We start from the raw sequence: 25,476 nt of genomic DNA on the forward strand, positions 1-25,476 counted from the left end.
TCGGCAACGATTGACTACCCAACTCGAAAGTTTGGCGCAGGTTTAATGATATTGCGCTATCCCATCCGTAGACTTACGTCACTCTGGTCACTTGCGGCCGCTCAGCTGACCCGTCTGCTGGGCGGCGGTCTCATGAAAGATAAACGTGAACTCTTTACGGATGAAGACTGCGTTGCTTGCCGCGCTTGTCCTTGCCTTCGCTTCGGTCCCGGCTCTCGGAACGGCGCCGGCCTTCGCCGAGCTGGCGCCGACGCCGACGTCCACCGCTGCCGCCCCGGCTTCCGCTGCGGCCCCGACTTCCGGCACGACGACGGCCCAGTCGACGGCAACTCCCTCCGCCACGGCCGGGTCGTCGGTGACGACGATTGAGTCGCTCCCGGTGCAGGGCGGCGAGGAGCCGATCGTCGCGCACACGTTTGAGAACCCGCCCCCGGCGGGCAGGAAGGGTGCACCCGCCGGGGCCGCCCGCCTCAGCACCGAGTCCTACTCGCTGGCCCGCACCGGCGACATCAAGGTGCGCCTGGTCCTGGTCCAGCTGGCGGACCGGAAGGCGACCATCCCGCTGGCTGCCGCAAAAGCTGCCATCAGCACCAGCAGCAACTACTGGAAGACCATGTCCAACGGGCGGCTATCGATGACCGTGACCAAGGTTGAGAGCCGCACCAGCAAAGCCACCTCCGGCCAGCGCTACCCGGACATGATGAACACGATCTCCAATGAGCTCGGCTGGACGCCCAACCCTTACACCGCCCTCGTCGTCTTCGTCTCCAGCCCAACGCTGTCGGACGGAGCCTACGGTGCCGGCTGGAGCTACCAGGGCACCAGCGGCCGAGTCATCATGCCGCTCCCGGCGTCACTGACCAACAGCGTCCTGACGCACGAATTCGGCCACGTGCTCGGGCTGATGCACGCCAACAGCCTGCAGTGCGGCAGCGGCGCGCAGGATGTCGCCACGAACGCCGACGGAACGTTCGCTGACGGCAGCTGCTACATCCGTGAATACGGGGACAGCCTGGACCTGATGGGCGTCTCCCAGACGTCCCAGCCCACGATCAGCTCTACCCTTTGGGCCTACGGCGGCTTTGGCCGCGGCGACGAAATCGTCGACGCCGGAACCATCACCGATGTGAGGAAAATTTCCCTGACGGCCTGGGCCGGCACCGCCGCGAGGCGGGCCGTGAAGTTCAGGGATGCCGTCAGCGGCGAAGTATATTTTCTCGAGCTGCGGCTTCCGGTCAGCTACGACACCGCCAAGGCCGTCTACCTCAACAGCGGCGTCAAGATTGTCCAGCAGCTGGGAGCGGGTTCATTGATCCTGCTGCCGGACTCCCGGCCCTTCGACGGCTACTACAACCCGCGGCAGGCGTGGCAGGCCGGGCAGACGTTCACCACCCATGCCGGCACACGCGTGCGGATCGACGGAATTTCCGCGACGTCGGCCTCCATCACCGTCGAATCCAAGGCCTCGATCGTCGGCAAGGCCATAGCTTCGACGGCCGCGGCCACGCCTGCCCTGGGGAACCCGACCTCCGCCGTCGGCTGTGGACTCGCCGGCGGCGGCTGCTACCGGAACTACCAGAACGGCTCCGTCCACTGGAGCCCCCGCACCGGGGCGGTCGCAACCCTCGGCGCCATCAAGGCGGCCTGGGGCGCGCTGGGCTACGAACGGGGCAAGCTTGGCTACCCGACAGCCGGCCAGCGCTGCGGGCTGGTCGGCAGTGGCTGCACCCAGTCCTTCCAATTTGGCGCCATCTACTGGACCAGCCGCACCGGGGCGTTCGCGCTCGTGGGCGGCATCCGTAACACCTGGAACAGCGTCGGCCATGAAAACGGCAAACTCGGCTACCCTCTCGGCAACGAAACCTGCGGCTTGGTCAACGGCGGCTGCTACCAGAGGTTCCAAGACGGCACCATCCACTGGTCGCAGGCCACCGGCGCCGTCCCCACCTGGGGCGCTATCCGCGCCACCTGGGCAGGCCTGGGTTACGAACGGAGCAAACTTGGCTACCCCTCGGGCAGGGAGGCCTGCGGCCTGGTCAACGGCGGGTGCTACCAGTCGTTCCAGGGCGGCACCATCCACTGGTCGTCGGCCACCGGGGCGGTCGCCACCCTTGGCGCCATCCGCAGCACGTGGGCAAAGCTGGGCTACGAACACGGCCAACTCCGCTACCCCACGGCCAACGAGACGTGCGGCCTGGCGCAGGGCGGCTGCTCGCAGAAGTTCCAAGGCGGCGCCATCCACTACGCCCCCGGTGTCGGTGCCTTTGCCACCTACGGTCCGATCCGCAGCGCCTGGGGCGCCCGCGGATACGAAACCGGGAAACTCGGCTACCCCACCGGCAATGTCGTCTGTTCGCAGGCGGACAGTTGTGACCAGAACTTCCAGGGCGGTGCCATCCACTGGACCGCTTCGTCGGGGGCTGTTGCCACCATGGGACCGATCCGCTCCGAGTGGGCCGGCCTGGGCTCCGCAAAGGGCAAACTCGGGTACCCCGTCGCCAACGAGGACTGCGGGCTGGCCAATGGCGGCTGCTCCCAGAAGTTCCAGGGCGGGACCATCCACTGGTCCCCGGGCACCGGCGCCCACGCCACCTGGGGCGGCATCCGCTCCACCTGGACGGCATTGGGCGCCGAGCGGGGCAAGCTGGGCTACCCGACGGGGAACGAAACCTGTGGCCTGCCCAACGGCGGCTGCTACCAGAGGTTCCAAGGCGGCGACATCCACTGGTCCCCGGCCACCGGCGCCAACCCCACGTGGGGCGGCATCCGCTCCACCTGGGGGAGCCTGGGCTACGAACGCGGCAAACTCGGATACCCGGCCGGCAAGGAAACGTGCGGCCTGCCCAACGGCGGCTGCTACCAGAGGTTCCAAGGCGGCGACATCCACTGGTCGCCGGCCACCGGCGCCAAGGCCACCTGGGGCGGTATCCGCTCTGCCTGGGGCAGCGTGGGATACGAACGGGGCAAGCTCGGTTACCCGACCGGCATGGAGACCTGCGGCCTGATCAACGGCGGCTGCTACCAGATGTTCCAGGGCGGTTCCATTAACTGGGCGCCAGGCGTCGGTGCCTTCGCCACCACCGGTGCGATCCGCGCCACCTGGGCCAGCCTCGGATACGAACGCGGGCGGCTCGGCTATCCGGCCGGAACCGAAGTCTGCGGCCCGGCCGACAGCGCATGCAGCCAGCGCTTCCAAAAAGGAACCATCACCTGGTCCGCCGCACGGGGCAGCGTCGTCACTCCCTAGCCGACGGAACCCGGCGGTTGGCGCCAACGGCGCCAACGGCGCCAACCGCCGGCAGCACCGCCGGCGTCAACCGCGGGCAGCACCGCCGGCGTCACTCCGGCATGATCATGGTGCGCAGATCCAGCTGGCGCAGCACCCGGTCGGCGACTTCGGGGTCCATGTCGGGTTCGTTCCGGGCGGCCACGACCTCCTGCCGCGCCGCGTCCAAGGCGATGGTCTGCACGGCGATGGCGAGCTCCCGCCCACGTTTGCGCTTCTCATTCACACTCTCGTTCCGCAGGCTGCCGTCCAGCAGCTCGGCGTGCAGCCGGGTCATTTTCTCCTTGACCAAGGCCACCTTTTCCGGCGGCAGCTCCCTCATCAGCTCGTTGTCCTTCAGCGCCGCGATGGCCGCCTGCTGTGCTCGGGAAGCCAGCAGCCGCGCCGCGTCGCGCTCCACGGAGCCGTCCTCCGAGGCTTTCAGGGCCCGCATCAGCCAGGGCAGCGTCAGGCCCGGCAGTACCAGGGTGGCCAGCAACACGGCGCAGGCAATCACCAGCAGCTCGCTGCGGGCCGGGAACGGAGTCCCGTCGGCCAGGGTGACCGGCAGGGCCAGTGCCAGCGCCAGCGTGGCCAGGCCGCGCATCCCGCACCAGGAGAGAATCAGGACCTCCTTGGCGGAGGTGGGACGCAGTGTGTTCTGCTCGCTCCGTGCCAGGCCGGACATCATCGCCAACCAGCCGAACCGGACGGCGAACACGAGCACGCAGACCACGGCGGCGGTCCCGGCCATGCCGAAGACGGCGGCGCCCTCCTCACGGACCACCTGCCGGATTTCCAGGCCCACCAGACCGAAGGCCAACCCGGTGGCGAGCAGTTCCACCACGTCCCAGAAGGCCGTGCGGGTGACCCGCTCGGCGGCGTCCTGCGGCCGTGAATGCCGCTTGATCTCCAGGGCGGTGACGACGACGGCGATCACGCCGGAGGCATGCAGCTCCTCGGCGAGGATGTACGCGGCAAACGGGACCACCAGCGTGACGGCGCTGCGTGCCACCAGCGACTGAACCAGGCGGGTGGTAAGGCTCGTGAACCAGCCCGTGCCGATCCCAATCCCGACGGCGACCGCCGCTCCCACGACAAACTGCAGGACGACGTCGGGCCCTATTTTGGTACCGGAAACGGAAGCCGCAACGGCAGCCTGGAAGATCACGATTGCGGCCGCGTCGTTGAACAGGCCCTCGCTCTGCAGGACCGTGATGAGGCGCCGGGGCATGCGGACCCGCCCGGCGATGGAGTCCACCGCCACGGGGTCGGGCGGCGCCACCATGGCGCCGAGGGCGATTGCTGCCGGGATCCCGATGCCCGGGATCATCAGCCAGGCTGCGCCGGCAACGACGGCGGTGGAGACCACCACGAGAGCGACGGCGAGCATCAGCAGCGTGCGCCAGCGCACCCGGAAGACGGCCCAGGAGCTACGCTGCGCGGTCGCAAAGAGCAACGGGGGCAGGAAGATGGGCAGGATCAGGTCCGGCGGGATCTGCATCTCCGGAAAGCCCGGGATGAAGGTCAGCGACGCGGCCAGGATCAGCATCAGGACCGGGTACGGCAGACGGAGCCGGTCACCGAGGCCGACGGCCACCACCGTGGCGAGGAGAAGTCCGACGATGAGGGCCAACTGGTCCATGAGCTCACTTTCCCCGCGGGTTACGGCGGCCCGACGCTGGTCCTTGAAGCGCAGGCCGCCCCACCACCCTATCGGGGTGCTGGTCCGTCGGTGCTAGTCCACCGTTTCCAGGGCTGCGGCGAGCGGCGTCGAGCCGTCCCGGAACTCAATCGTCCGGCCGGCGGTCCGGGGCATGCCCAGCACGGCGGCGGCGACGAGCGCCACATTGGAGCGCGACGTGTCGGTGCCGTCTGAGGTGTCCGCGGGGTCGACGTCGAGCAGCCCGTCGCCTGGGCCGTCCGTCAGGGATCCGGGGCCCAGGATGGTCCATTCCAGGCCGCTGGCGCGCAGGTGGGCGTCTGCGGCGGCCTTGGCCTCGGCGTAGGCGTGGAAGCCGTTGTCCGCCGGGACTCCGTGGTCCGGCCCGGCGCCCAGGTAGGAGACCATGACGTAGCGCCGGACGCCGGCCCGGGCTGCGGCGTCCATTGAGCGGACGGCGGCGTCCCGGTCAACGGCGTAGGTGCGTTCGGGGCTGCCTCCGCCCGCACCGGCGGACCAGACCACGGCGTCGTGGTCCTGCAACGCCGCGGCGATGTCCGCCGTCGTCGATTTCTCCACGTCCAGGACCAGCGGGCTGGCGCCGGTGGCAGCCACGTCGTCGCGGTGATCCGGATTGCGGATGACGGACGTAACGTCGTGCCCGTCCTTCGCGAGGATGCTGGACAGTTTCAAAGCCACCTTGCCGTGGCCGCCGATGATTGCGATTCGAGTCATTGTTCCATTCTGTCCCAATCACTCCTGCCCCGCACCCGGCGTGCCGCCCCTGGCCGCGTCGCTGCCACTTGCGGCCGTCATGGGCGCGGCAAGGTCAAGTGGGCGGGGCGACGGCGGGTCAAGGCAAAAAAGACCCCGCAGGCCGGGCCTGCGGGGTCTTACTTGGTAGCGGTGGGGAGGCTCGATCTCCCGACCTCACGATTATGAGTCGTGCGCTCTAACCAACTGAGCTACACCGCCACGAATGAGAAAAACCTGCGTCAAGCCGGTCAAAACCGCCTTGACACAGGCCCTCATCCAGAGCCCCCCACCGGAATCGATCCGGTGACCTCGTTCTTACCAAGAACGCGCTCTACCACTGAGCTAGGGGGGCAACGAGTAAATACTCTACCGGAAGATTCGGCTCCCAACAAATCGGCCGGCCTCGTCCGCCGGGGCCGCCAAAATCCTCGCGGTTCCGGGGATCTCCGGGGGCTTCGGCCATCCCTTGCGGGCCCATTCCGGCCGGTCCGATCCCCGGATGTGACGAAGCCGACTCACGGGTCCGGTGCGTCCCAGGAACAGGGCACGGTCCGGGCTTAAAAAGGAGGACGGGCCGGCTCAAAAAGAGCCGGCCCGTCCTGGCACTGCCTAGGAACTAGTGGTTACCACTTGTTCCGGGGCTTGAAGCCGCCCTCGGTGCGGGGCTTGCGGGTGTCGGTGCCGACGCCGCGCTCGTTGCGGTCACTGAAGGAGCGGCCGCCGCGGTCAGCAGAGGAACGCTCGCCGTCGTTCTTGCGGAACTCGCGCTTGAAACCGCCGTTGCCCTTGAAGTTGCCGCTGCCGCCGGAGTAACCGCCGCGCTCGCCCCGGTCCCCACTGCGGGTTCCTTGGTAGGCGCCACGGTCGCCGGAGGGCTTGCGTCCGTTGTCCAGCTCGAGGTGGATCAGCTCGCCGCCGATCCGGGTGCGGGACAGGGCCTTCAGCTGATCGGGGCTCAGGTCCGCCGGGAGCTCCACGAGGGAGTGATCCGAACGGATGTCGATGCCGCCGATCTGGGCCGAGGAGATGCCGCCCTCGTTGGCAATGGCGCCCACGATGGATCCCGGCATAACGCGCTGACGGCGTCCGACGGCGATCCGGTAGGTGGCGTTGCCCTCGGTCAGGGTGCGGGTCGGGCCGCGGGAACCGAAGCCGTCCTTGGAGCGCTCGCGCTTCTGGAATTCCGGAGCGGCCGGCAGTTCCTTGACCAGGAGCGGCTGGCCGCCCTGTGCCATGACGGCCAGCGCGGCGGCGATCTCGGCGGCCGGAACGTTGTGCTCTTCTTCGTAGGAGGCGATCAGGTCGCGGAACGCCGAGACGTCCTCAGATTCAAGGGTCTCGGTGATCTTCTCGGCGAACTTGCCCAGCCGCAGGGTGTTGACCGTTTCCGCGGTAGGCAGGTGCATCTGCTCCACCGGCTGGCGGGTGGCCTTCTCGATGGAACGCAGCAGGTACTTCTCCCGCGGGGTCATGAACAGCACGGCGTCGCCGGAGCGGCCTGCGCGGCCGGTGCGGCCAATGCGGTGCACGTAGGACTCGGTGTCGTGCGGGATGTCGTAGTTGATCACGTGGCTGATGCGCTCGACGTCAAGGCCGCGGGCCGCGACGTCGGTGGCGACGAGGATGTCGATCCGACCCTCCTTCAGCGCCTCGACCGTGCGCTCACGCTGCTGCTGCGGGATGTCGCCGTTGATGGCGGCGGCCTGGAAGCCGCGGGCACGCAGTTTGTCGGCCAGGTCCTCGGTGGCCATCTTGGTGCGGACGAAGGCGATGACGCCGTCGAACTCTTCGACCTCGAGGATGCGGGTCAGCGCGTCAAGCTTGTGCGGGCCCATGACCTGCAGGTACCGCTGGCGGGTGTTGGCGCCGGTGGTGGTCTTGGACTTCACCTGGATCTCGGCCGGGTTGTTCAGGTACTGCTTGGAGAGGCGGCGGATCTGGCTCGGCATGGTGGCGGAGAACAGTGCAACCTGGCGGCCCTCGGGGGTCTGCTGGAAGATCTGCTCAACGTCGTCGGCGAAGCCCATGCGCAGCATCTCGTCCGCCTCGTCCAGCACCAGGTACTGGAGTTCGGACAGGTCCAGGGAACCCTTGGCAATGTGGTCGATGACGCGGCCGGGGGTACCGACAACAACCTGGGCACCGCGGCGCAGGCCGGCCAGCTGCGGGCCGTAGGCGGAGCCGCCGTAGACCGGCAGGACGGTGAAGTCGTCGATGTGCTTGGCATAGGAGGTGAAGGCCTCGGCGACCTGGAGCGCGAGCTCGCGGGTCGGAGCAAGCACCAGGGCCTGCGTCTTGCGGGACGGGCCGTTCAGGTCGTGGAGTTCGGCCAGCCGGGACAGCGCCGGTACTGCGAATGCTGCAGTCTTACCGGTGCCAGTCTGGGCCAGGCCCACGACGTCGCGGCCCTCAAGCAGCACCGGGATGGTGGCTGCCTGGATCGGGGATGGCTTCTCGTATCCGACGTCCTGCAGGGCAGCGAGGACGCGGGCGTCGATGCCGAGGTCGACGAAGCGGAGGCCGGTTTCGTCGTCGCCGGTTTCGTCAGCGGGCTTCTCGCCGGTGGTGTTCCCAGCGGCGGTGTTCTCAGCGGCGGTGCCGGCTGCGGTTTCTTCGGCTGCGGGGGCAGCCGTTTCAGTGGCCTCGACGTCGGCCTGGGTGTTCTCGGTGTCGACGGAGTTGTCTTGATTTTCGGGCATAGGGGAATTTTCCTCATCCATAGGGGCCAGGCGGCACAACCCGAGGTGAGCGGAGCCGCAGTACGTGTGACACGTTGGCGCCGGGCAGACATTGACCGGCCGGTCACGTAGAAGTCCGGCGCTTTCGCAATCCCGTGGCAGGACTTCCCGCTGCATCTCTTGGCTGCTATCCCAGCAGTCTGTACAGCGTTTTCTTTAGCCGGCTCTCCCTATGAAAATGCCCGCGTCACAGTAGCGGGCCCCAACACTTGCCAGTCCTGCCTCAAGAATTGGGCAGGAATAAGGGATTTCCGGAGTGGGGGATGTTTCAAGTGTAGGGCATGTGTCGGCGCAGGTGTTAACGCAGCGGCCGACGGCCGCGGTGACCTTGCGCACATGGCCCCAGGCCCCGGGGCTACTCCCCTTGCCGGGACTGCAGTTTGGCAAACTCCTGGTGGTACTCCGGCTGCAGCCGGATCAGGCCGTCGGCGTCGGCGTCCTGCAGCGCCGCCATATCCTCGACCGTGGGGTCGGAAAACCATTTCCCGACTGTCACGCCGTGCGCCGGGACGTAGAGCCGGTGGATGTGGTCCCCCGCCTGAATGCTGCCGAGCCGGACCACCCGCAGGTACGCGCCCACCCGGCCGGCTTCGGTGAACCGTTTGACCCAGTGGGGTTCGTTCATCCGCCGCTGGAAGGTGCTGCACGGCCGGCGGGGCGAGGTGACTTCCACCTCGACGTCGAGCCCGATCTTCCAGCGTTCGCCGATCACCGCGTTCGTGGCATCGAGTCCGGCGACCCGGAGGTTCTCGCCGAAGTACCCCGGCGGAATGTCGCGTCCGATTTCCGCGGCCCAGTAGTCGGCGTCGGCCTGGGAATAGGCGTACAGCGCCTGGTCCTCGCCTCCGTGGTCGATCCGGTCGGCCTGGACGTCGCCGCGGAGGCCCAGCCGGTGGACCTTCACCGGCCCCTCCACGGGACGCTTGTCAATGGCCGTCACGCCCAGCCGTCCTTCGTCGCCGAGCAGCTGGTGGACCCGGCAGACGGCAAGCACGGATGCGGTGTTCATGGCACCAGTGTAGGCCTGGCGCCCCGGACTGGCGGGCTGCGATGGGTGGCGGTGGTGGCGGGGCTGGCGACGCGCTCCCGCCCGGTTGTTGCTCCGTCCTGGCCCCAAGCACCCGGCGACACCGGCGGGTCGGCCGGGAACCGGGCGGAACCAGGACAACAACCGGGCGGGAACGCCGGGCCGGCGGCCAGACCGGAACGTAGGATGCTCCCATGAGCAGCCTTGAAGCACCCGACGTATCCGACATCCTGGCCATCGATTCCCTGCTGAGCGCCGATGAGCTGGCAGTCCGGGAAAAGGTCCGCGATTTCACCCGCCAGCGGATCCGGCCCGGCATCGCCGGCTGGTACGACGACGGCGTGTTCCCGCTGGAGCTGGCCGCGGAACTGGGCGAGCTCGGGGTGCTTGGCATGCATTTGGAGGGCTACGGCTGCCCCGGCCGTTCCGCCGTCGAATACGGCCTGGCCGCGATGGAACTCGAGGCCGGCGATTCCGGCATCCGCACCTTCGTCTCGGTGCAAGGATCCCTCGCCATGACCGCCATCCACCTGTGGGGCTCGGAGGAGCAAAAACTCCACTGGCTCCCCCGGATGGCGGCAGGCGAAGTGATCGGCTGCTTCGCCCTGACCGAGCCGACGGCCGGCTCGGACCCGGCCGCCATGCAGACCTTCGCCCGGCGGGACGGGGCCGGCGACGACGCCGGCTGGATCCTGGACGGAGCCAAGCGCTGGATCGGACTCGCCTCGGTGGCTGACGTGCTGGTGGTGTGGGCCATGACCGACGACGGCGTGCGCGGCTTCCTGGTCCCCGCCGGCACCCCCGGGGTCACGGCCACCCCGATTGGGCAGAAACTCTCGATGCGCGCCTCGATTCAGTGCGATGTCAGCTTCGACGGCGTGCGGCTGGGCCCCGAGGCCCAGCTTCCGGCCGCCCGCGGGCTGCGCGGACCCTTCAGCTGCCTGAACGAGGCACGGTACGGGATCGCATGGGGCGCGATGGGCGCCGCCCGGGACTCCTACGAGGCGGCGCTCCAGTACTCACAGGATCGGCTGCAGTTCGGCAAGCCGCTGGCGGGGTACCAGCTCACCCAGGAGAAGCTGGTGAACATGCTGCTGGAAATCCAGAAGGGCACCCTGCTGGCGTTGCAACTGGGCCGGCTCAAGGACGCCGGGAAGCTGCGGCCGGAGCAGATTTCGCTGGGCAAGCTGAACAACGTGCGCGAAGCGATCGCGATTGCCCGCGAGGCCCGCACCATCCTGGGCGGGAACGGGATCACGCTGGATTATTCGCCGCTGCGGCACGCCGCCAACCTTGAATCGGTGCGCACCTATGAGGGCACCGACGAGGTGCACACCCTGATCCTGGGGCAGCACATTACCGGGCTGGCCGCCTTCCGCTGAGTCCGCGAGCAGGCACTTCACGGCAGTGTTTCCTGCAAACATTGCCGGTATCTGTCATCCCGAAGGGCCTCGGAGGGCGGCAACGGGCGGGCCCGAAGGCGGCTCAGGCGGCAGGGCGGCTCAAGCGGAGAAGCCGCCGTCGGACTTGACCAGCTGGCCGGACACCCAGCGACCCTCGGGGGAGAGCAGGAACGCCACCGTCCCGGCCACGTCCGCGGGCGTGCCGAGCCGGCCGCCGGGCTGCCGCCGCGACAGGTCATCGCGCAGCTGCGCGTCCATCCAGCCGGTGTCCACCGGGCCCGGGTTGAGCACGTTGGCGCTGATCCGCAGCGGGCCCAGTTCCCTGGCCGCCGCGATGACGATCCGGTCCAGGGCGCCCTTGGACGCGCCGTAGGGCAGGTTGAACGCGGTATGGTCGCTGGTCAGCGCCACGATCGCGCCGCCTTCCGCCGGCGCCTGCCGGGCGAACGCGGCAATCAGTTGCCAGCTGGCGCGGGTGTTGACCGCGAAGTGGCGCTCAAAGCTCTCCAGGGTGGTGTCCAGAATGCCGGAGTCCACAGATTCCGCGTGGCTGAGCACGAGTCCTTGCAGGGTGCCGGCGTCGTCCGCCACCGCGGCCATCAACCGGTCCACGGCGTGCGGATCCTCGAAGTCTGCGGGGACAACCATCACGGCTGCCCCGGTTGCCTGCAGCTCGGCGGTGAGGCGTTCGACGTCGTCGGGCTGGACGCCCCAAGGCATCCGGGTGTCGTAGTCCTGCCAGTAGGTGAGCACCAGGTCCCAGCCGTCGGCGGCGAGCCGCCGTGCAATGCCGCCACCAATGCCGGCGAGCCGCCCGACACCGGTGACCAGGGCCGTCTTGCGCTGCACCGGCGGGGCAGCGGCAGCCGGTGTGTCCGGGGAATCGGGCACGGGCGCAGTGAAAACCATGGGGCCCAGCCTAGCTGCCGACCTAGGCCGGGACCGGGACCGGAGCCTTGTTTCCGGTGTCCTTGCGGATCGTCGCGCTGATCACCGCGGCGATCGTGCACATGGCCGCAGCGGCAAACCAGGCGTAGGTGTACTGCCCGGTGGCGTCGCGGACGGCGCCGGCGGCCAAGGCTGCCGCGGCGGCGCCCAGCTGGTGCGCGGCGAAAACCCAGCCGAAAACCACACTGCCGTCCGCGCCAAACACCTGGCGGCAGATCGCGGCGGTAGGCGGGACGGTGGCCACCCAGTCCAGGCCGTAGATGACCACGAAGACGATCATGCTGGGTTGCACTTCCGCGCTGAGCAGCAGCGGCAGCACCAGCAGCCCGATACCCCGGAACTGGTAGTAGACGGCGAGCAGAATCCGCGGGTTGAACCGGTCCGTCAGCCAGCCCGAGGCGATGGTCCCGATGATGTCGAAGATGCCGACGACGGCGAGCAGGCCGGCGGCGGTGGTTTCGGCCATGCCGTGGTCGTGCGCGGAGGGGATGAAGTGGGTGCCGATCAGCCCGTTGGTCGTGGCGCCGCAGATGGCGAAGCCGGCTACGAGGGCCCAGAACGTCCGGACCCTGCTGGCCCGCTTGAGCACCTGAAGCGCGCGGACGGCGGCGTTCCGGCTGGGTCCGGCCGGGGCGGGCGGGGATCCCGGGGCTGCGGCGACTCCCCCGGGTAGCTCCGCCGCCGTCGCCGCAGCGTCCCCCGGCCCGGCGGCGTCGGCACCGTAGGGCAGCGCACCGGCGTCGGCGGGTGAGTTCTTCAGGAATTTGAGCACCAGCGGCACCACGGCCAGCGCGCCGGCGGCGATCAGCAGCGAGGCCTGCCGCCAGCCGGGGCTCTGCGCGAGGGCGGCGATGAAGGGCAGGAACACCAGTTGCCCCGCCGCGCTGCCCGCGGTGAGGATGCCGATCACCAGTCCGCGGCTCTTCACGAACCAGGTGTTGGCGACCGTGGCGGCGAACACCAGCGCCATGGATCCGGTGCCGAGGCCGATCAGCAGGCCCCACGTCAACAGGATCTGCCAGGACTGGTTCACCAGCACGGTCAGGGCGCTCCCGGCCCCGATCAGCACCAGCGCCACAGAAGTCACGGCGCGGATCCCGAAGCGCTCCATCAGGGCCGCGGCAAAGGGTGCGGTGAGGCCGAACAGCACCAGGTTGATGCTGACGGCGGCCGAGAGGACCGTGGTGGACCAGCCGAACTCGTTCTGCAGCGGCACCATCAGCACGCCGGGGGCAGCCCGGAATCCGGCCGCGCCGACCAGAGCCAGGAACGCGACGGCGGCGACGATCCAGGCCGGATGGATCCGGCGGCGGCCAGGCGGGGCGGGGGTGGTCCGGGGCGCACTCATGCTGCCGTCCCGCTCTGCTGGGTCGCCGGGGCGGTGGCGAGGGATACCGGGGCGGCGGTCCGGGCGAGGCTGTGCCAGCTGGTGTTCGCGGCGGTGAGCCGTTCGCCGCAGGCCGTGCAGCTGTCGGCTGAGGTGGTGCGCTGCCCGCAGCCGCTGTGAACGACAAACATGTGCGCCTGCTCGGACGGCGCGGCCAGGTGCTTTTCGGACCAGATCACGACGGCGTTGAGCACCGGCAGGGCGTCTTCGCCTTTGGCGGTGAGCACGTACTCCTGGCGGTGGCGGCCGCCGTCGTCATAGGGCCGGCGGGTGAGCAGGCCGGCCTCGACGAGGGCCGCCAGCCGTTTGGTGAGCACCGAGTCCGCCGCGCCGAGGCGTGCCTTCATGGCGTCGAAGCGTCCGTTGCCGAAAAAGACTTCGCGAAGGACCAGCATGCCCCACGGGTCGCCGAGGATTTCCAGGCCGCGGGCCATGCTGCAGGTGCGCCGGGACCAGTCGGATCGAAGTGCCATACCGGCAGGCTAGCTAACTCTCTTCAAGAAAGCTAGGCCGAACGTACACTTGGGGCCCCTTTGAGGCGCATGGCGCGGGCCCCAAGTGTACGTCCGCGCGTTGGCGCGGGGCTAGAGCTGCTGGCGGAGGCCGGCGCGTGAGGGCCGGTAGGCCAGGGCCCAGTAAACCAGCATGGCGATCCCGCAGACCACGCCCAGGCTCGCGACGGTGAGCTGCCACTGCGTGTTCGGGTCCTTGCCCCACTCGTGCGCACCGGCCATCACCGCGAGGTACTTGGGCGTCAGGTAGAAGGCAACGGCGGACGCGGCGACGATGATCCAGCCGGCCAGCCGCATCTTCCCGTCGCGCGAGGGGACCCGGTGGATGGCAAAACCCATGCACGGCAGCGCCACGGCCATCCAGACCCAGTGGTGGGACCAGGACACCGGGCTGATCAGCAGCATCAGCAGCGCGGTGGCGGACACGGCCACGAAGTTCTCCTCCGCGTCAACGGCCCACTTGATCACGAGCGCAGTCACGGCGGCCAGGCCAAGCGAGAGCACCAGCCACACCCCTGACGTCAGGGACGAATCCGGCAGGCCAAGGTGCAGCAGCAGGCCCTTGACCGAAAGGTTGTCCACATAGCCCGGGCCGCCGATCCGCCCGGTGTCCGGCAGGATCCTGGTCCAGAACGTCACTGAGGCGGTGGGCAGCATGGCCCAGGCGAGCGCGATCGAGCCGAAAAACCCGGCGGCCATCCAGCCGAGGGCCCTGAAGTCGCGGCGGACCAGGAAGTACAGGCCGAAGGCAAGCGGGGTCAGTTTGATCCCGGCCGCGATCCCGATCAGCAGGCCCGCCGGCCAGCGGAACTCCCCCGCCCGGGATTTTCCGTGCAGCGCGAAGTCGGCCAGGATCAGGCCCATCAGGATGATGTTGATCTGGCCGAAGTCGAAGGTGTCCCGCCACGGCCCCATCAGCAGGATCGCCGCCGTACCGGCCAGGCCCACGGCCCGGAACCGCCAGTCCGCGGCGGCGTCGCGCCAGCGGCCCAGCCCGAAGTAGTGCCGGGTCAGCCACGCGGACACGACGGCGGCACCGAGCAGCGCGGCGGTAATGAAGACAAGGCTGCCGGTGCGTTGGCCCAGGGTGGCGAGGGCGGCGAAGATCAGCGCGGCGAACGGAGGGTAGGTGAACGGGAGCCCGTCGCGCGGGGCATAGAGCTCGTTCACGCCGGCTTCCCCGGTCTGCAGCACGCGGTTCCCGCCGTAGAAGTAGACCTCGAAGTCGTTCATCAGCGGGATGTAGGCCGAGTACAGCACCACCAGGGCGACGACGACGGCGGCAGCGCCGGCCGCCGTCGCAATCCAGCCGCGGGTGGCGGAGCCGGCTGCCCGGGAAGTGAGGGTCACCGGAGGTTAGCTGCCCGTCTCAATGCGCGCGAACGCCTGCTCGAGGTCCGCAATCAGGTCCTCGACATCCTCAATACCGCAGGAGAGCCGGATCAGGTTCTCCGGAACCGCCAGTTCGGTGCCCTTGACCGAGGCGTGCGTCATCTCCGAGGGGTAGTTCATCAGTGATTCGATGCCGCCCAGGGACTCGGCCAGGGTGAACACCGAGGTGGACTCGGCAACCTTGCGCGCCGCTGCCTCGCCGCCCTTGAACTGCACGGAAATCATCCCGCCGAACTTCTTCATCTGCTTCTTCGCCAGCTCGTGGCCCGGGTGCGAGGGCAGGCCAGGGTACAGCACGGCCTCCACCTCGGGGCGCTGCAGCAGCCATTCGGCCACGGCGTGGGCGTTGTCGCTGTGCCGGTCCATGCGCACGCCGAGGGTCTTCAGTCCGCGGGTGGTCAGGAAGGCGTCCATCGGCCCCGACACGGCGCCGACGGCGAACTGGACGAAGCCGATCTTCTCGGCCAGCTCCGGGTCGTTGACGATGATCGCGCCGCCGACGACGTCGGAGTGCCCGCCGATGTACTTGGTGGTGGAGTGCACCACGACGTCGGCGCCGAGGCCCAGCGGGTTCTGCAGGTACGGGGAGGCGAAGGTGTTGTCCACCACCAGGAGGGCGCCGGCGTCGTGCGCCACCGTGGCGAGCGCCGCGATGTCGGTGATTTTCATCATCGGGTTCGACGGCGTCTCCACCCACACCAGCCGCGTCTTGCCGCCGTTCGATCCGCCGGCCGCGACGGCCTTGGCGACGGCGTCAAGATCGGACATGTCCACCGGGGTGTTGCCTATCCCCCACTCGCCCAGGACGCGGCTGATCAGCCGGTATGTCCCGCCGTAGGCGTCGTTGCCGAGCACAATGTGGTCCCCGGGCCGGGTGAGGGCGCGGATCATCGAGTCCTCGGCAGCCAGGCCCGAGCTGAAGGAGAACGCCGCGGCGCCGCCTTCCAGCGCGGCAAGCTGTTCCTGCAGCGCGTCGCGGGTGGGGTTGGTGCCGCGGCCGTATTCATACCCGGCCCGGAGTCCGCCGATCCCGTCCTGCGCGTAGGTGGAGGAGAAGTGCACCGGGGGCACCACGGCGCCGGTGCGCGGCTCGAAGGCCTGGCCGGCGTGCACGGCGCGGGTGTTGAAGCCGGCGTTGGTCGCGGAAGAGCTTTCTGGCTGGGACATGGGACTCCTTGAACGGGTCAGTTGCTGAGGTAGGCGAGGAGGTCGTGGCGGGTCAGGATCCCCACCGGAGCGCCGACGAACGTCACCATCAGGGTGTCGGTGTCGGAGAGGAGTTCGCGGGCGGTGGAGATCGATTCGAGGGAACCGATCACAGGCAGCCGCGCCTCCATGTGTTCGGAGATCTTGTCGGTGAGGTTCGCCTCGCCGCGGAAGAGCTTGGCGGTCAGGGTGCGTTCGTCGACGGCCCCGAGCACCTCGCCCATTACCACCGGCGGTTCCTGGGAAAGCACCGGGATGTGCGAGACGCCGTACTCGTTCATGATGTTGATGACGTCGCGGACGGACTCGTTCGGGTGGATGTGCACCAGGTCCGGCAGCTCGCCGGTCTTGGCTTTGAGCACCTCCCCCACCGAGGCCTCGTCGCCGCCGGACAGGAAACCGTAGGAGCGCATCCACTGGTCGTTGAAGATTTTCGCCAGGTAGCCGCGACCGGAGTCCGGCAGGATCACGACGACGACGGCGTCCGCGGGCAGGTCCCGGGCAGCCTGCAGCGCGGCGACGACGGCCATGCCGGAGGAACCTCCCACGAGCAGGCCTTCTTCCCGGGCCAGCCGGCGGGTCATGGCGAACGAGTCGGCGTCGCTGACGGCGATCACGTCGTCGGGCACGGCCTTGTCGTAGTTCGCCGGCCACATGTCCTCGCCGACGCCTTCGACGAAGTACGGCCGGCCGGTGCCGCCGGAGTAGACCGAGCCTGCCGGGTCCGCCCCGATGATCTTGACGACGCCGCCGTCGGCCTCGGCCCGGTCCGCGGAAACTTCCTTGAGGTACCGGCCGGTGCCGGTGATGGTGCCGCCGGTGCCGGCGCCGATCACGCAGTGCGTGATCCTGCCGTCCGTGTCGCGCCAGATTTCCGGGCCGGTGGACTCGTAGTGGCTGGCCGGCGCCGCCGGGTTGGAGAACTGGTCCGGCTTGTAGGCGCCGGGGATTTCGGTGACCAGGCGGTCCGAGACACCGTAGTAGCTTTGCGGGCTGTCGGGGGCGACGGCGGTGGGCGTCACCACAACTTCGGCGCCGTAGGCCTGCAGCACGGCGCGTTTGTCCTCGCCGACCTTGTCCGGGACCACGAAGATGCAGCGGTAGCCCTTCTGCTGCGCCACGAGGGCCAGGCCGACGCCGGTGTTGCCGGAGGTGGGCTCCACGATGGTCCCGCCGGGCTGGAGCTTGCCGCTGCGCTCCGCCTCGTCGATCATTTTGGCGGCGATGCGGTCCTTGATGGACCCGCCGGGGTTCAGGTATTCCAGCTTCACCAAGACCGTGGCGGCGATACCGTCGGTCACGTGGTTGAGTTTGACGAGCGGCGTGTTGCCGATGAGGTCCAGGACGGACTGGGCGTACTTCATAGGTACAAAGTTACCGTCTGCGGGGCCGCGGGCACGTCGCGTCGCCGCCGCCGCGGTGCGGGTGCGACGATTAGGCGGTGAAACGAAGGACCTGGTGGAAGACGCTCAGGAGCTATCTGGTCCCCGGCGGCATGTTGCTGGCCGGGGGCGCGGCGCTGGGCACCGGGCTGCTGCCGTGGCCCGCCTTCGAGCAGCTCACCGGGCGCACGGTGCCGGTGCTGGGCTTTGTGGTGGCGATGTCCCTGGTGACCGAACTGGTCGACGACGCCGGGCTGTTCCGGGCGGTCACGGACCGTCTGGCCGCCCTGGGCCGGGGCCGCGTGCTGCTGCTCTGGCTGCTGGTGATCGCGCTGGCCACCGTCTCCACCGTGTTCCTGTCGTTGGATACGACGGCGGTGCTGGTCACCCCCGTCGTGGTGCTGCTGGCCGTCCACGCCCGGATTCCGCCGCTGCCCTTCGCCCTGACCACCATCTGGCTCGCGAACACGGCCTCACTTCTGCTGCCCGTGTCCAACCTGACCAACCTGCTGGCCCAGTCCAGGCTCGGCCTCAGCCCGGCCGGCTTCGCCTCGCTGGTCTGGGCCCCGGCGCTGGTGGGAATCCTGGTCCCGCTGGCGCTGCTCTGGCTGGCTTTCCGGAAGGATCTGCGGGGCCGCTACGGCCCGCAGCCGGTCCACCGGGTGCGGGACCGGGTGCTGCTCTCTGCCTCGGCGGGCGTGATGCTGCTCCTGCTGCCGGCGCTGGTCTCCGGGATCCCGGTGTACCTTCCGGCCGCGGCCGCCGCCGCGGTCCTCCTGGCCCTCTTCCTGTGGCGCCGCCGCTCCGCCTTGCGGTGGTCCATGATCCCGTGGCGGCCGCTGATGCTCACCATCGGCCTGTTCATGGTGGTGGAGACGCTGCACGCCAACGGCCTGGCGCGGGTGCTGGGCCGGGTCGCCGGGTCCGGAGACAGCCTGCCGGCGCTGCTGCAGCTGGCCGGGCTGGGCGCGGGCGCGGCGAACGCGGTCAACAACCTGCCGGCCTACCTCGCGCTGGAACCGGTGGGCGGCTCGCCGGTGCGGCTCGCGGCCCTGCTGATCGGCGTGAACCTCGGCCCGCTGGTAACCCCCTGGGCCTCGCTGGCGACCCTGCTCTGGCACGAACGCCTGCGGGCCCTCAACGTGGAGATCCGCTGGGGCGGTTTCGCCATGGCGGGCGTCGCCGCCGTCGCCCTTACCGTTCCCCTGGCGGTCGTGGCCCTCTGGCTGACCAGCGGCATGCACTGATCCCGCGTCAGGCCCCGATATCGTTCCCGGCGGTTGCGCCGGCCGCCTCACCGGTGCTGCCGCCGGCTGCCGCCGGGGCCGCCGGGGCCGCGTTCTGCCACAGCCCCACGATGTTGCCCTCGGTGTCCTTGAAGTACGCGTTCCACCCGGATCCCGGCACCTCCATCTTCCCGCGGTGGACCGACCCGCCCCGGGCCGCGATCCTCGCCAGCGCCTCGTCAATGTCGTCGACGTCGACCGTTACCACCGGGGCGGTGAGGTCGCCGCGGCGGAACAAGCCGCCGTTGATGGACCCGGAGACAGCGGGCCGGCCGTGCTCGTCCATCGGGGTGGTCAGCGCCAGGCTGTATTCCATCTCCGGCATGACCTGGAAACCCCAGCCGAACACTGAACTGTAGAACTCCCGGGCGCGGTTCTCGTCGTCCGCGGGAAGCTCGAAATGCACCACTCCGCCAGCCATCACACTCTCCTGCCCGTCAAGGGATCCGCTCCCGGGGACGGCACGGAATCCGCGCCACAGCCGGAGTCTAGTCCCGCCCCGGGGCTCCGGATAAGGGCCGTCGGGTCCGCGGACCCGGCCGCCGCGGCGGTCCCGGATGTGCCCGACGCCAGCTGGCCGTGGGAACATGTTCGGGTGACCACCGCAGAGCTCCCCGCCGGCGCCGCCGCGGCGGACTCCTCGCTCCGGTGGCAGTCGGGCGGCCCCTACGACCTGATGCAAACCCTCGGACCGCTCCGCCGCGGCCACGGCGATCCCTCCATCCGGGTCGCCCCGGACGGGGTCTGGTTGGCGTTCACCACTCCGGCCGGTCCGGCCACGCTGCGCCTGGCCCCTGCCGGTCCGGTCGCGGCGCCGTGGATCGAGGCCCGCGCCTGGGGACCCGGGGCGGGCGAGGCGACCGGAGCCGTGCCGCGCCTGCTGGGCCGCGACGACGATTGGTCGGCCTTCGACGAACCTGCCTTCCACGCCACGCTCCCCCGGATCGTCGCCGAAGCCCGGCGCAGGAACCCCGCCGTCCGGCTGCCGGCCACCGGGCGGATGGTCGATTCCCTGGTGCCGACGGTCCTTGAGCAGAAGGTCACGGTGATCGAGGCGCGGCGCGGCTACCGCTACCTGATGTACCGCTTCGGGACGGCGGCGCCCGGCGCCGGCACCGTGGCCCCCGCCAACCTCCTGGTCCAGCCCACGCCCGAGCAGTGGCTGCGCATCCCGTCCTGGGAATGGCACAAAGCCGGAGTGGGCCCGCAACGATCGGACACAGTCATGCGGGTGTTGCGTTCCGCGGCCGCGCTGGAACGGCTGGCGGCGCTGCCGGCGGCCGAAGCAGCTGCGAAGCTGCAGACACTTCCCGGGATCGGCGTGTGGACGGCGGCCGAAGTGGTGCAGCGCACGCACGGCTGTCCGGACTCCATCGCGGTGGGCGACTACCACCTGGCTGCCTACGTCGGCGCGGCCCTGACCGGGCGGAGGACGGACGACGCGGGCATGCTGAGGCTGCTGGCGCCCTGGGCGGGCCACCGCCAGCGGGTGGTGCGCATGATCGGCCTCAGCGGGTTCCGCAAGCCGGTCTTCGGGCCGCGGATGACCATCCAGGACCACCGCGGACACTGACCGGCGCAGCTCTTAGAGCTTCAGCCGGGCGACGGCTTCCTGGCGCATGTCCACCTTGCGGATCTTGCCGGACACGGTCATTGGGAAACTTTCCCGGACGTCCACGTAGCGCGGGATTTTGTAGTGCGCCAGCTTGCCCCGGCAGAATTCCGCCAGCGCCGCGGCGTCCAGCCTGCCGGCTCCGGGCTTGAGGATCACGCAGGCCATCAGTTCCTCGCCGTACGTGGCGTCAGGGACACCGATCACCTGAACGTCCTGGATATCCGGGTGGGTGTAGAGAAACTCCTCGATCTCGCGCGGGTAGACGTTCTCGCCGCCGCGGATCACCATGTCCTTGATCCGGCCTTCGATCACGATATAGCCGTCCTCATCCATGCGTGCCAGGTCGCCGGTATGCATCCAGCCGTCGGCGTCGATCGCCTCGGCGGTCTTGTCCGGCTGGTTCCAGTACCCCTGCATTACCGAGTACCCGCGGGTACACAGCTCGCCGATCTCTCCGCGCTGCACAGCCTCGCCGGTCACCGGGTCCACGATCCGACTCTCCAGGTGTGGCATGGTCCGGCCCACGGTCTGCGTGCGCTGGGCCATCGTGTCCCCGCCGCGGGTCATGGTGGAAACCGGCGAAGTCTCCGTCATGCCGTAGCAGATGGCCACGTCGCGCATGTTCATCTCCGCGATCACCCGGTTCATGACCTCGATGGGGCACAGTGAGCCGGCCATAACGCCGGTACGCAATGTGGACAGGTCGTACGAGGCGAAGTCCGGCAGGGCGAGTTCGGCGATGAACATGGTCGGCACGCCGTAGAGCGAGGTCCCGCCGAAGTCCTGCACAGCCTCGAGCGCCGCAGCCGGCGAGAACCCTCGGCCCGGGATGATGGTGGCGGCGCCGTGGCTGAAGGCTGCCAGATTGCCGATCACCATGCCGAAGCAGTGGTAGAACGGCACCGGCAGCACCACCCGGTCGTGCTCGGTGTAGTCCAGCAGCTCGCCGATGGAGTAGCCGTTGTTGAGCAGGTTGCGGTGCGTCAGGGTGGCACCTTTGGGGAAGCCGGTGGTGCCGGAGGTGTACTGCAGGTTGATCGCATCGTGCGGGTCCAGTTCAGCCATCCGCGCCTTCAGCCCGGCATGCGCGACATCGTCGGCCCGCCTCAGCAGTTCCGCGTAGGTCTGTTCCGCCTCGCTTTCCGGGACCCCGGCGCTGAGGCCGGGCAGGCCGGCGTCGGGCAGGAAAACGAGTTCACGCAGCTCGGGACATTCCGCCAGCGCCTGCCGGGCCATCCCGGTGTAGTCGCTGTTCTTGTCCGACGGCGCCGCCACCAGCATCCGCATGCCGTTCTGCTTGACGACGAATTCGAGCTCGTGGCTGCGGTACGCCGGGTTGACGTTGACTAGGATCGCCCCGATCTTCGCCGTGGCGTACTGCAGGATGGTCCATTCGGCGCAGTTCGGGCTCCAGATGCCGACCCGGTCCCCGGTGGCGACGCCGAGCGCGAGCAGCGCGCGGGCCAGCCGGTCGACGTCGTCGTTCATTTTCGTGTAGCTCCACCGCCGGGCCTCCCCGCCTGGGACCGCCGCGGCCTCGATCAGCGCGTCGTGGAACGGGAACCGCGCGACGATCCGCTCGAAGTGGTCGCCGATGGTTTCATCGATCAGCGGGACGTCAGTGTCCCCGGCTGTGTACGCAAGCATGGTGTGACGCTACCAACAGCCCGGCGGCAAGAGAAGCGTAAAGCGTGGAAGTCCTAGGAAATCTTCCGGACATCTCCCGACGCCGGCGCGGCCGCCCGGTAGGGTAAAGGCCATGAGCGCACCCATTGACCTGCAAGCCACTTTTATCCCCAACGACGGCGAGTTCTTCCGCGTGAAGCTGGCCCTTGAGATCGCGATCGACGAGGTCGTCAACGAACCCGGCTGCATCCGTTACGAACTGACCGAGGCGAGCGAAGACAAGCTGGTGCTGACCGAGCGGTGGGCCTCCCAGGAAGACCTGGACAAGCATTCGAAGGGCACGGCGGTCCAGGACCTGAACGAGTCCCTGAGTGCATTGCTGGCCGAGCCGGTCAAGCTGGAAAAGCTCTAGTCCGGCCGCTCCGGGCAACACAACAACAACGCGGGGTTGCCCCGCGCCCATTTCCCCACCAGGGGCGGGTGCGGAGTGACCCCGGGTTGCTTTAAGTCGTGTGGAGCCGGCTTAGGCGTCCGGAATCTGGGTGCCGTCCTGCTGGGTTGCGGCTTCGGCCTGGGCGCGGGCCACGTGCGCGTGGACTTCCTCCATGTCGAGGGCCTTGACGGCGTCGACCACCTGCTCTAGCTGCTGGGCGTTCAGCGCACCTGGCTGGGAGAACACCAGCACCTTTTCACGGAAGGCCATCAGGGTGGGGATAGAAGTGATGCCGGCCTCGGCGGCGAGCTGCTGCTCCGCTTCGGTGTCCACCTTGGAGAAAACCACGTCCGGGTGCTTCTCCGAAACGGCCGAGTAGGTCGGGCCAAACTGCTTGCACGGGCCGCACCATTCGGCCCAGAAGTCTACGAGGACAATGTCGTTGTCCTCGACGGTCGATGCGAACTGTTCACCTGTTATGTCTACGGTAGCCATGGGTCAACGGTACGCGAGCCGCCCGCTAAAGTCCCCTGGGTTTCGCTGTTGGCACATCCTTCGCCGGGTTAGGCCCAGGCATGCGGGGCGGGGCGGCGGGCCCCCGGCAGCGCGTTGTTTTCTCGCCAGTGATGGATCCACTGGGGCAGCTCCAGGTCGGCCGGCGGCGCCCCGAATTCGCGGATGATCTCCTCCTGGCTGACCGGGCCGCCCTTGGCGACCAGCCGCGTGGCGATGTGCGCCCGGGCGTAGATTTCGCCGCCCGCCACCATGCGCTGCTCGAAGTAGATGGCCTTCTCATCCAGCCCGATGACCTTGGTCTCGATGCTGTAGCGCTGCCACAGCTGCAGGGAGCGACGGAAGGCAATCGTCTCCCCCGCCACCACCGGTGTCCAGCCGCGCCGGCGCATGGCCTGCCAGGTTCCGCTGCGTGCCATCAGGTCGAACCGGCCCAGGTCCATCAGGGAGAAGTACATGCCGTTGTTGACGTGCATGGCGATGTCGATGTCGGTCGGCAGGACCCGGAGTGGAAGCGAGGACGCGTCCCAGATGCCGAGCGGCGAGCGCCGGGCTGACTTGATGAGCAGGAGGATGGTGCGGAGCAGCAGATGCATAGGCACTATGTTACCCGCGAGTAACAAGGGTGCCAAGGTGTGGCCGGTTCAGCCGGCCGAGAGGACGGCGACCGTGGCCTTGCGGCCCGCGCCGCGGATGGACCAGCAGTTCCCGGCGCCGATTACCTCCAGGTCATTGAGGTCCGCGTGGCGCAGCACCAATGCGGTGTTCTCGTCCACCGCCACGGCCCGGTCCACGAGAGCCTCCGCGACCGCCGCGACCGCACGGCTCAGGGTCCCGGCCTGCGCGGTATGGACGTCGACGGCGAACCGCACCAGGCCCAGGCCGTCGCGGACCTCAAGCTCGTCAAGGCCTTCGGAGCATTCCTCCGAGCACACCTCGACGCCCCGAATCCGGTAGCCGCCCACCAAGGCACGCTGCGGCGCAATCATCGCCCCCGCGGAGAACCCCAGGTAGGGGACGCCGGCCGCGACGGCGGCCCGGATCGCCTCCGCCGCGTCGCGGAGGCCGTCAAGGTAGTCCGGGGTGGGGCCGCCGCCGACGACGATCGCGTCGACGTCGTTGAACTCCTCCGGATCGGCCGGATCGTGGGCGCGCAGCAGGACCGGGACCGACTCGCAGGGTGTCCGGCTGTGCAGCGGGTCCAGATAGGCGGGAAGGAAGTACTCCGAGCTTCCTTCGCGGTCAAACAGCACGACGGCGATCCGGGGAGGCCGGCTTCCGCCAGCGCGGTTCCGGACATCCTTGACGAACCGGTCAAAGATAATCGGTGTAGTCACGGTATCCGGGCCGCCGCCCACCAGGATGATGCTCATGGGTATCACGGTACCGCCCCGGCGGCAGCGTCAGTCCGCGGCGACCAGCTCGACTTCAAAGCCATCCGAGTTCACCAGGTAGGCGGCGTAATGGCCGGGGCCGCCCGCGTTCCGGAAAGAGCCCGGTCCAGCCGTGGGCGGGGGCGTCCGCCGCCATCGCGTCCACGTCCTGCCGGGTTCCGGCCCGGAAGGCCAGATGGTTCAGCCCGGGCGCCGTGCGGCGGTGGGTCCTGCTGCTCAGGTCCGGAGACGCTTCGACGACAATGTACGTGGGTCCGCGCCGCCAGCTCCGCCCGCAGCGCCAGTCCTGGTAAGGCTCGTAGCCGAGCCGGGCCAGCAGCCAGCCCCAGTGGTCCGTGGCCCGGCCGAGGTCCGGTACCCACAGCTCGACATGGTGCAGGGCGCCAAAGGATTCATCAGTCACTGTGAGAGTCTCGCACGCGCGTCAGTGCAGAATGCGCTGGAACAGGACATGGTCCTGCCAGCTGCCGGCGATGTGCAGGTACTCCGGGGCCAGCCCGATCTGCTGGAAACCGGCGCGCCGCAGCACAGTCTGCGAGGCGGCGTTGTGCGGCAGGGTGGCCGCCTGGATGCGGTGCAGCTCCAGCGCCGTGCGGGCAGCCGCGACGACGTGGGCGACGGCGGCCGTGCCGACGCCCGGCCGGTACATTCCTGGTCCACCCAGTAGCCCAGGTTGGCGCTGCGGAACGGGCCCCGCACAAGACCGCTCAGCGTCATTGTGCCCACCGCACGGTCGCCCTGCAGCAGGATCCAGGGAACGGCGGTCCCGGCGGCGAACATGGCGAGCTTGCCGGCGATGTTTGCCCGCTGGCCCTCCGTCGCGAAGAATTCCGCACTCCGGACCGGTTCCCAGGGCGCAAGGTGCTCCCGGTTCCGCCGGTAGGCGGCACCCAGCCGCTCGGCGTCGGAGCCGCGCAGCAGCCGGATCCG

Annotated in this window: 22 protein-coding genes and 2 tRNA genes; 5 read left to right on the forward strand and 19 right to left on the reverse strand. The window is 69.1% G+C overall.

Annotated features, from left to right (window positions below; translation table 11 throughout):
• Nucleotides 1-160 precede the first annotated feature (160 nt).
• Nucleotides 161-3,247 carry an LGFP repeat-containing protein gene (locus tag ACUYM2_RS14525; RefSeq protein ID WP_481600679.1) on the forward strand — a complete coding sequence of 1,029 codons (3,087 nt, stop codon included), beginning with the start codon at nt 161-163 and terminating at the stop codon, nt 3,245-3,247.
• A 91-nt stretch (nt 3,248-3,338) separates the two neighbouring features.
• Here the strand turns inward: ACUYM2_RS14525 and ACUYM2_RS14530 are convergent, their stop codons facing one another.
• From ACUYM2_RS14530 to ACUYM2_RS14555, 6 genes are all read right to left on the reverse strand, one after another.
• Nucleotides 3,339-4,910: a Na+/H+ antiporter gene (locus tag ACUYM2_RS14530; RefSeq protein WP_481600680.1), complete on the reverse strand. Its 1,572-nt coding sequence runs from the start codon at nt 4,908-4,910 to the stop codon at nt 3,339-3,341.
• Between the two features lie 93 nt (nt 4,911-5,003).
• On the reverse strand, nt 5,004-5,663 hold the full coding sequence (locus ACUYM2_RS14535; RefSeq protein ID WP_481600681.1) for an SDR family oxidoreductase: 660 nt from the start codon (nt 5,661-5,663) through the stop codon (nt 5,004-5,006).
• A gap of 163 nt (nt 5,664-5,826) precedes the next feature.
• A tRNA-Met gene (locus ACUYM2_RS14540) sits at nt 5,827-5,903 on the reverse strand.
• Between the two features lie 61 nt (nt 5,904-5,964).
• A tRNA-Thr gene (locus tag ACUYM2_RS14545) sits at nt 5,965-6,036 on the reverse strand.
• A 271-nt stretch (nt 6,037-6,307) separates the two neighbouring features.
• A complete protein-coding gene (locus ACUYM2_RS14550) occupies nt 6,308-8,383 on the reverse strand; it encodes a DEAD/DEAH box helicase (RefSeq protein WP_481600682.1) in 2,076 nt (691 codons plus the stop codon).
• A gap of 394 nt (nt 8,384-8,777) precedes the next feature.
• Complete coding sequence (locus ACUYM2_RS14555) at nt 8,778-9,431, reverse strand: MOSC domain-containing protein (protein ID WP_481600683.1); 654 nt, start codon at nt 9,429-9,431, stop codon at nt 8,778-8,780.
• A gap of 212 nt (nt 9,432-9,643) precedes the next feature.
• Between ACUYM2_RS14555 and ACUYM2_RS14560 the strand changes: the two genes are divergently transcribed.
• Nucleotides 9,644-10,831: an acyl-CoA dehydrogenase family protein gene (locus ACUYM2_RS14560; protein ID WP_481600684.1), complete on the forward strand. Its 1,188-nt coding sequence runs from the start codon at nt 9,644-9,646 to the stop codon at nt 10,829-10,831.
• 120 nt (nt 10,832-10,951) lie between these two features.
• Here ACUYM2_RS14560 and ACUYM2_RS14565 read toward each other — a convergent pair whose 3' ends face one another.
• The 6 genes from ACUYM2_RS14565 to ACUYM2_RS14590 form a co-directional block, all read right to left on the reverse strand.
• Nucleotides 10,952-11,761, reverse strand: coding sequence for an SDR family oxidoreductase (locus tag ACUYM2_RS14565; RefSeq protein WP_481600685.1), 810 nt, complete (start codon nt 11,759-11,761; stop codon nt 10,952-10,954).
• 22 nt (nt 11,762-11,783) lie between these two features.
• Entirely contained in the window at nt 11,784-13,148 is a 1,365-nt protein-coding gene (locus tag ACUYM2_RS14570; protein WP_481600686.1) for an MFS transporter, read from the reverse strand.
• Nucleotides 13,145-13,660, reverse strand: coding sequence for a winged helix-turn-helix transcriptional regulator (locus tag ACUYM2_RS14575; protein WP_481600687.1), 516 nt, complete (start codon nt 13,658-13,660; stop codon nt 13,145-13,147). Before ACUYM2_RS14575 ends, ACUYM2_RS14570 begins: the two co-directional genes overlap by 4 nt.
• Nucleotides 13,661-13,771: 111 nt before the next feature.
• Nucleotides 13,772-15,049: a glycosyltransferase 87 family protein gene (locus tag ACUYM2_RS14580; protein WP_481600688.1), complete on the reverse strand. Its 1,278-nt coding sequence runs from the start codon at nt 15,047-15,049 to the stop codon at nt 13,772-13,774.
• A gap of 6 nt (nt 15,050-15,055) precedes the next feature.
• Nucleotides 15,056-16,258, reverse strand: a complete 1,203-nt coding sequence (locus ACUYM2_RS14585) for a cystathionine gamma-synthase (RefSeq protein WP_481600689.1) — start codon at nt 16,256-16,258, stop codon at nt 15,056-15,058.
• Between the two features lie 17 nt (nt 16,259-16,275).
• Complete coding sequence (locus ACUYM2_RS14590) at nt 16,276-17,661, reverse strand: cystathionine beta-synthase (protein ID WP_481600690.1); 1,386 nt, start codon at nt 17,659-17,661, stop codon at nt 16,276-16,278.
• A 131-nt stretch (nt 17,662-17,792) separates the two neighbouring features.
• Here ACUYM2_RS14590 and ACUYM2_RS14595 point away from each other — a divergent pair, with 131 nt between their 5' ends.
• Nucleotides 17,793-18,926: an ArsB/NhaD family transporter gene (locus ACUYM2_RS14595; RefSeq protein WP_481601501.1), complete on the forward strand. Its 1,134-nt coding sequence runs from the start codon at nt 17,793-17,795 to the stop codon at nt 18,924-18,926.
• A gap of 7 nt (nt 18,927-18,933) precedes the next feature.
• Here ACUYM2_RS14595 and ACUYM2_RS14600 read toward each other — a convergent pair whose 3' ends face one another.
• On the reverse strand, nt 18,934-19,386 hold the full coding sequence (locus ACUYM2_RS14600; RefSeq protein WP_481600691.1) for a VOC family protein: 453 nt from the start codon (nt 19,384-19,386) through the stop codon (nt 18,934-18,936).
• 174 nt (nt 19,387-19,560) lie between these two features.
• Here ACUYM2_RS14600 and ACUYM2_RS14605 point away from each other — a divergent pair, with 174 nt between their 5' ends.
• Nucleotides 19,561-20,538 carry a DNA-3-methyladenine glycosylase family protein gene (locus tag ACUYM2_RS14605; RefSeq protein ID WP_481600692.1) on the forward strand — a complete coding sequence of 326 codons (978 nt, stop codon included), beginning with the start codon at nt 19,561-19,563 and terminating at the stop codon, nt 20,536-20,538.
• Nucleotides 20,539-20,550: 12 nt separating this feature from the next.
• On the opposite strand, the gene ACUYM2_RS14610 is transcribed toward ACUYM2_RS14605, so the two are convergent.
• Nucleotides 20,551-22,227 carry an AMP-binding protein gene (locus tag ACUYM2_RS14610; RefSeq protein WP_481600693.1) on the reverse strand — a complete coding sequence of 559 codons (1,677 nt, stop codon included), beginning with the start codon at nt 22,225-22,227 and terminating at the stop codon, nt 20,551-20,553.
• Nucleotides 22,228-22,339: 112 nt separating this feature from the next.
• Here ACUYM2_RS14610 and ACUYM2_RS14615 point away from each other — a divergent pair, with 112 nt between their 5' ends.
• Complete coding sequence (locus tag ACUYM2_RS14615; RefSeq protein ID WP_481600694.1) at nt 22,340-22,618, forward strand: putative quinol monooxygenase; 279 nt, start codon at nt 22,340-22,342, stop codon at nt 22,616-22,618.
• A 111-nt stretch (nt 22,619-22,729) separates the two neighbouring features.
• Here ACUYM2_RS14615 and trxA read toward each other — a convergent pair whose 3' ends face one another.
• The 5 genes from trxA to ACUYM2_RS14640 all read right to left on the reverse strand — a co-directional run bounded on the left by trxA (nt 22,730) and on the right by ACUYM2_RS14640 (nt 25,195).
• The gene (trxA, locus tag ACUYM2_RS14620) at nt 22,730-23,134 is read right to left on the reverse strand and encodes a thioredoxin (protein WP_481600695.1); all 405 of its coding nucleotides are present in this window, start codon (nt 23,132-23,134) and stop codon (nt 22,730-22,732) included.
• Between the two features lie 68 nt (nt 23,135-23,202).
• Complete coding sequence (locus ACUYM2_RS14625) at nt 23,203-23,748, reverse strand: acyl-CoA thioesterase (protein WP_481600696.1); 546 nt, start codon at nt 23,746-23,748, stop codon at nt 23,203-23,205.
• Between the two features lie 48 nt (nt 23,749-23,796).
• Nucleotides 23,797-24,525 (reverse strand): Type 1 glutamine amidotransferase-like domain-containing protein, encoded by a 729-nt coding sequence (locus ACUYM2_RS14630; protein ID WP_481600697.1) that lies wholly within the window; start codon nt 24,523-24,525, stop codon nt 23,797-23,799.
• A gap of 55 nt (nt 24,526-24,580) precedes the next feature.
• Complete coding sequence (locus ACUYM2_RS14635; protein WP_481600698.1) at nt 24,581-24,949, reverse strand: VOC family protein; 369 nt, start codon at nt 24,947-24,949, stop codon at nt 24,581-24,583.
• 21 nt (nt 24,950-24,970) lie between these two features.
• The gene (locus ACUYM2_RS14640; protein ID WP_481600699.1) at nt 24,971-25,195 is read right to left on the reverse strand and encodes a GNAT family N-acetyltransferase; all 225 of its coding nucleotides are present in this window, start codon (nt 25,193-25,195) and stop codon (nt 24,971-24,973) included.
• Nucleotides 25,196-25,476 lie beyond the last annotated feature (281 nt).

Source organism: Arthrobacter sp. SD1074B (assembly GCF_056780195.1).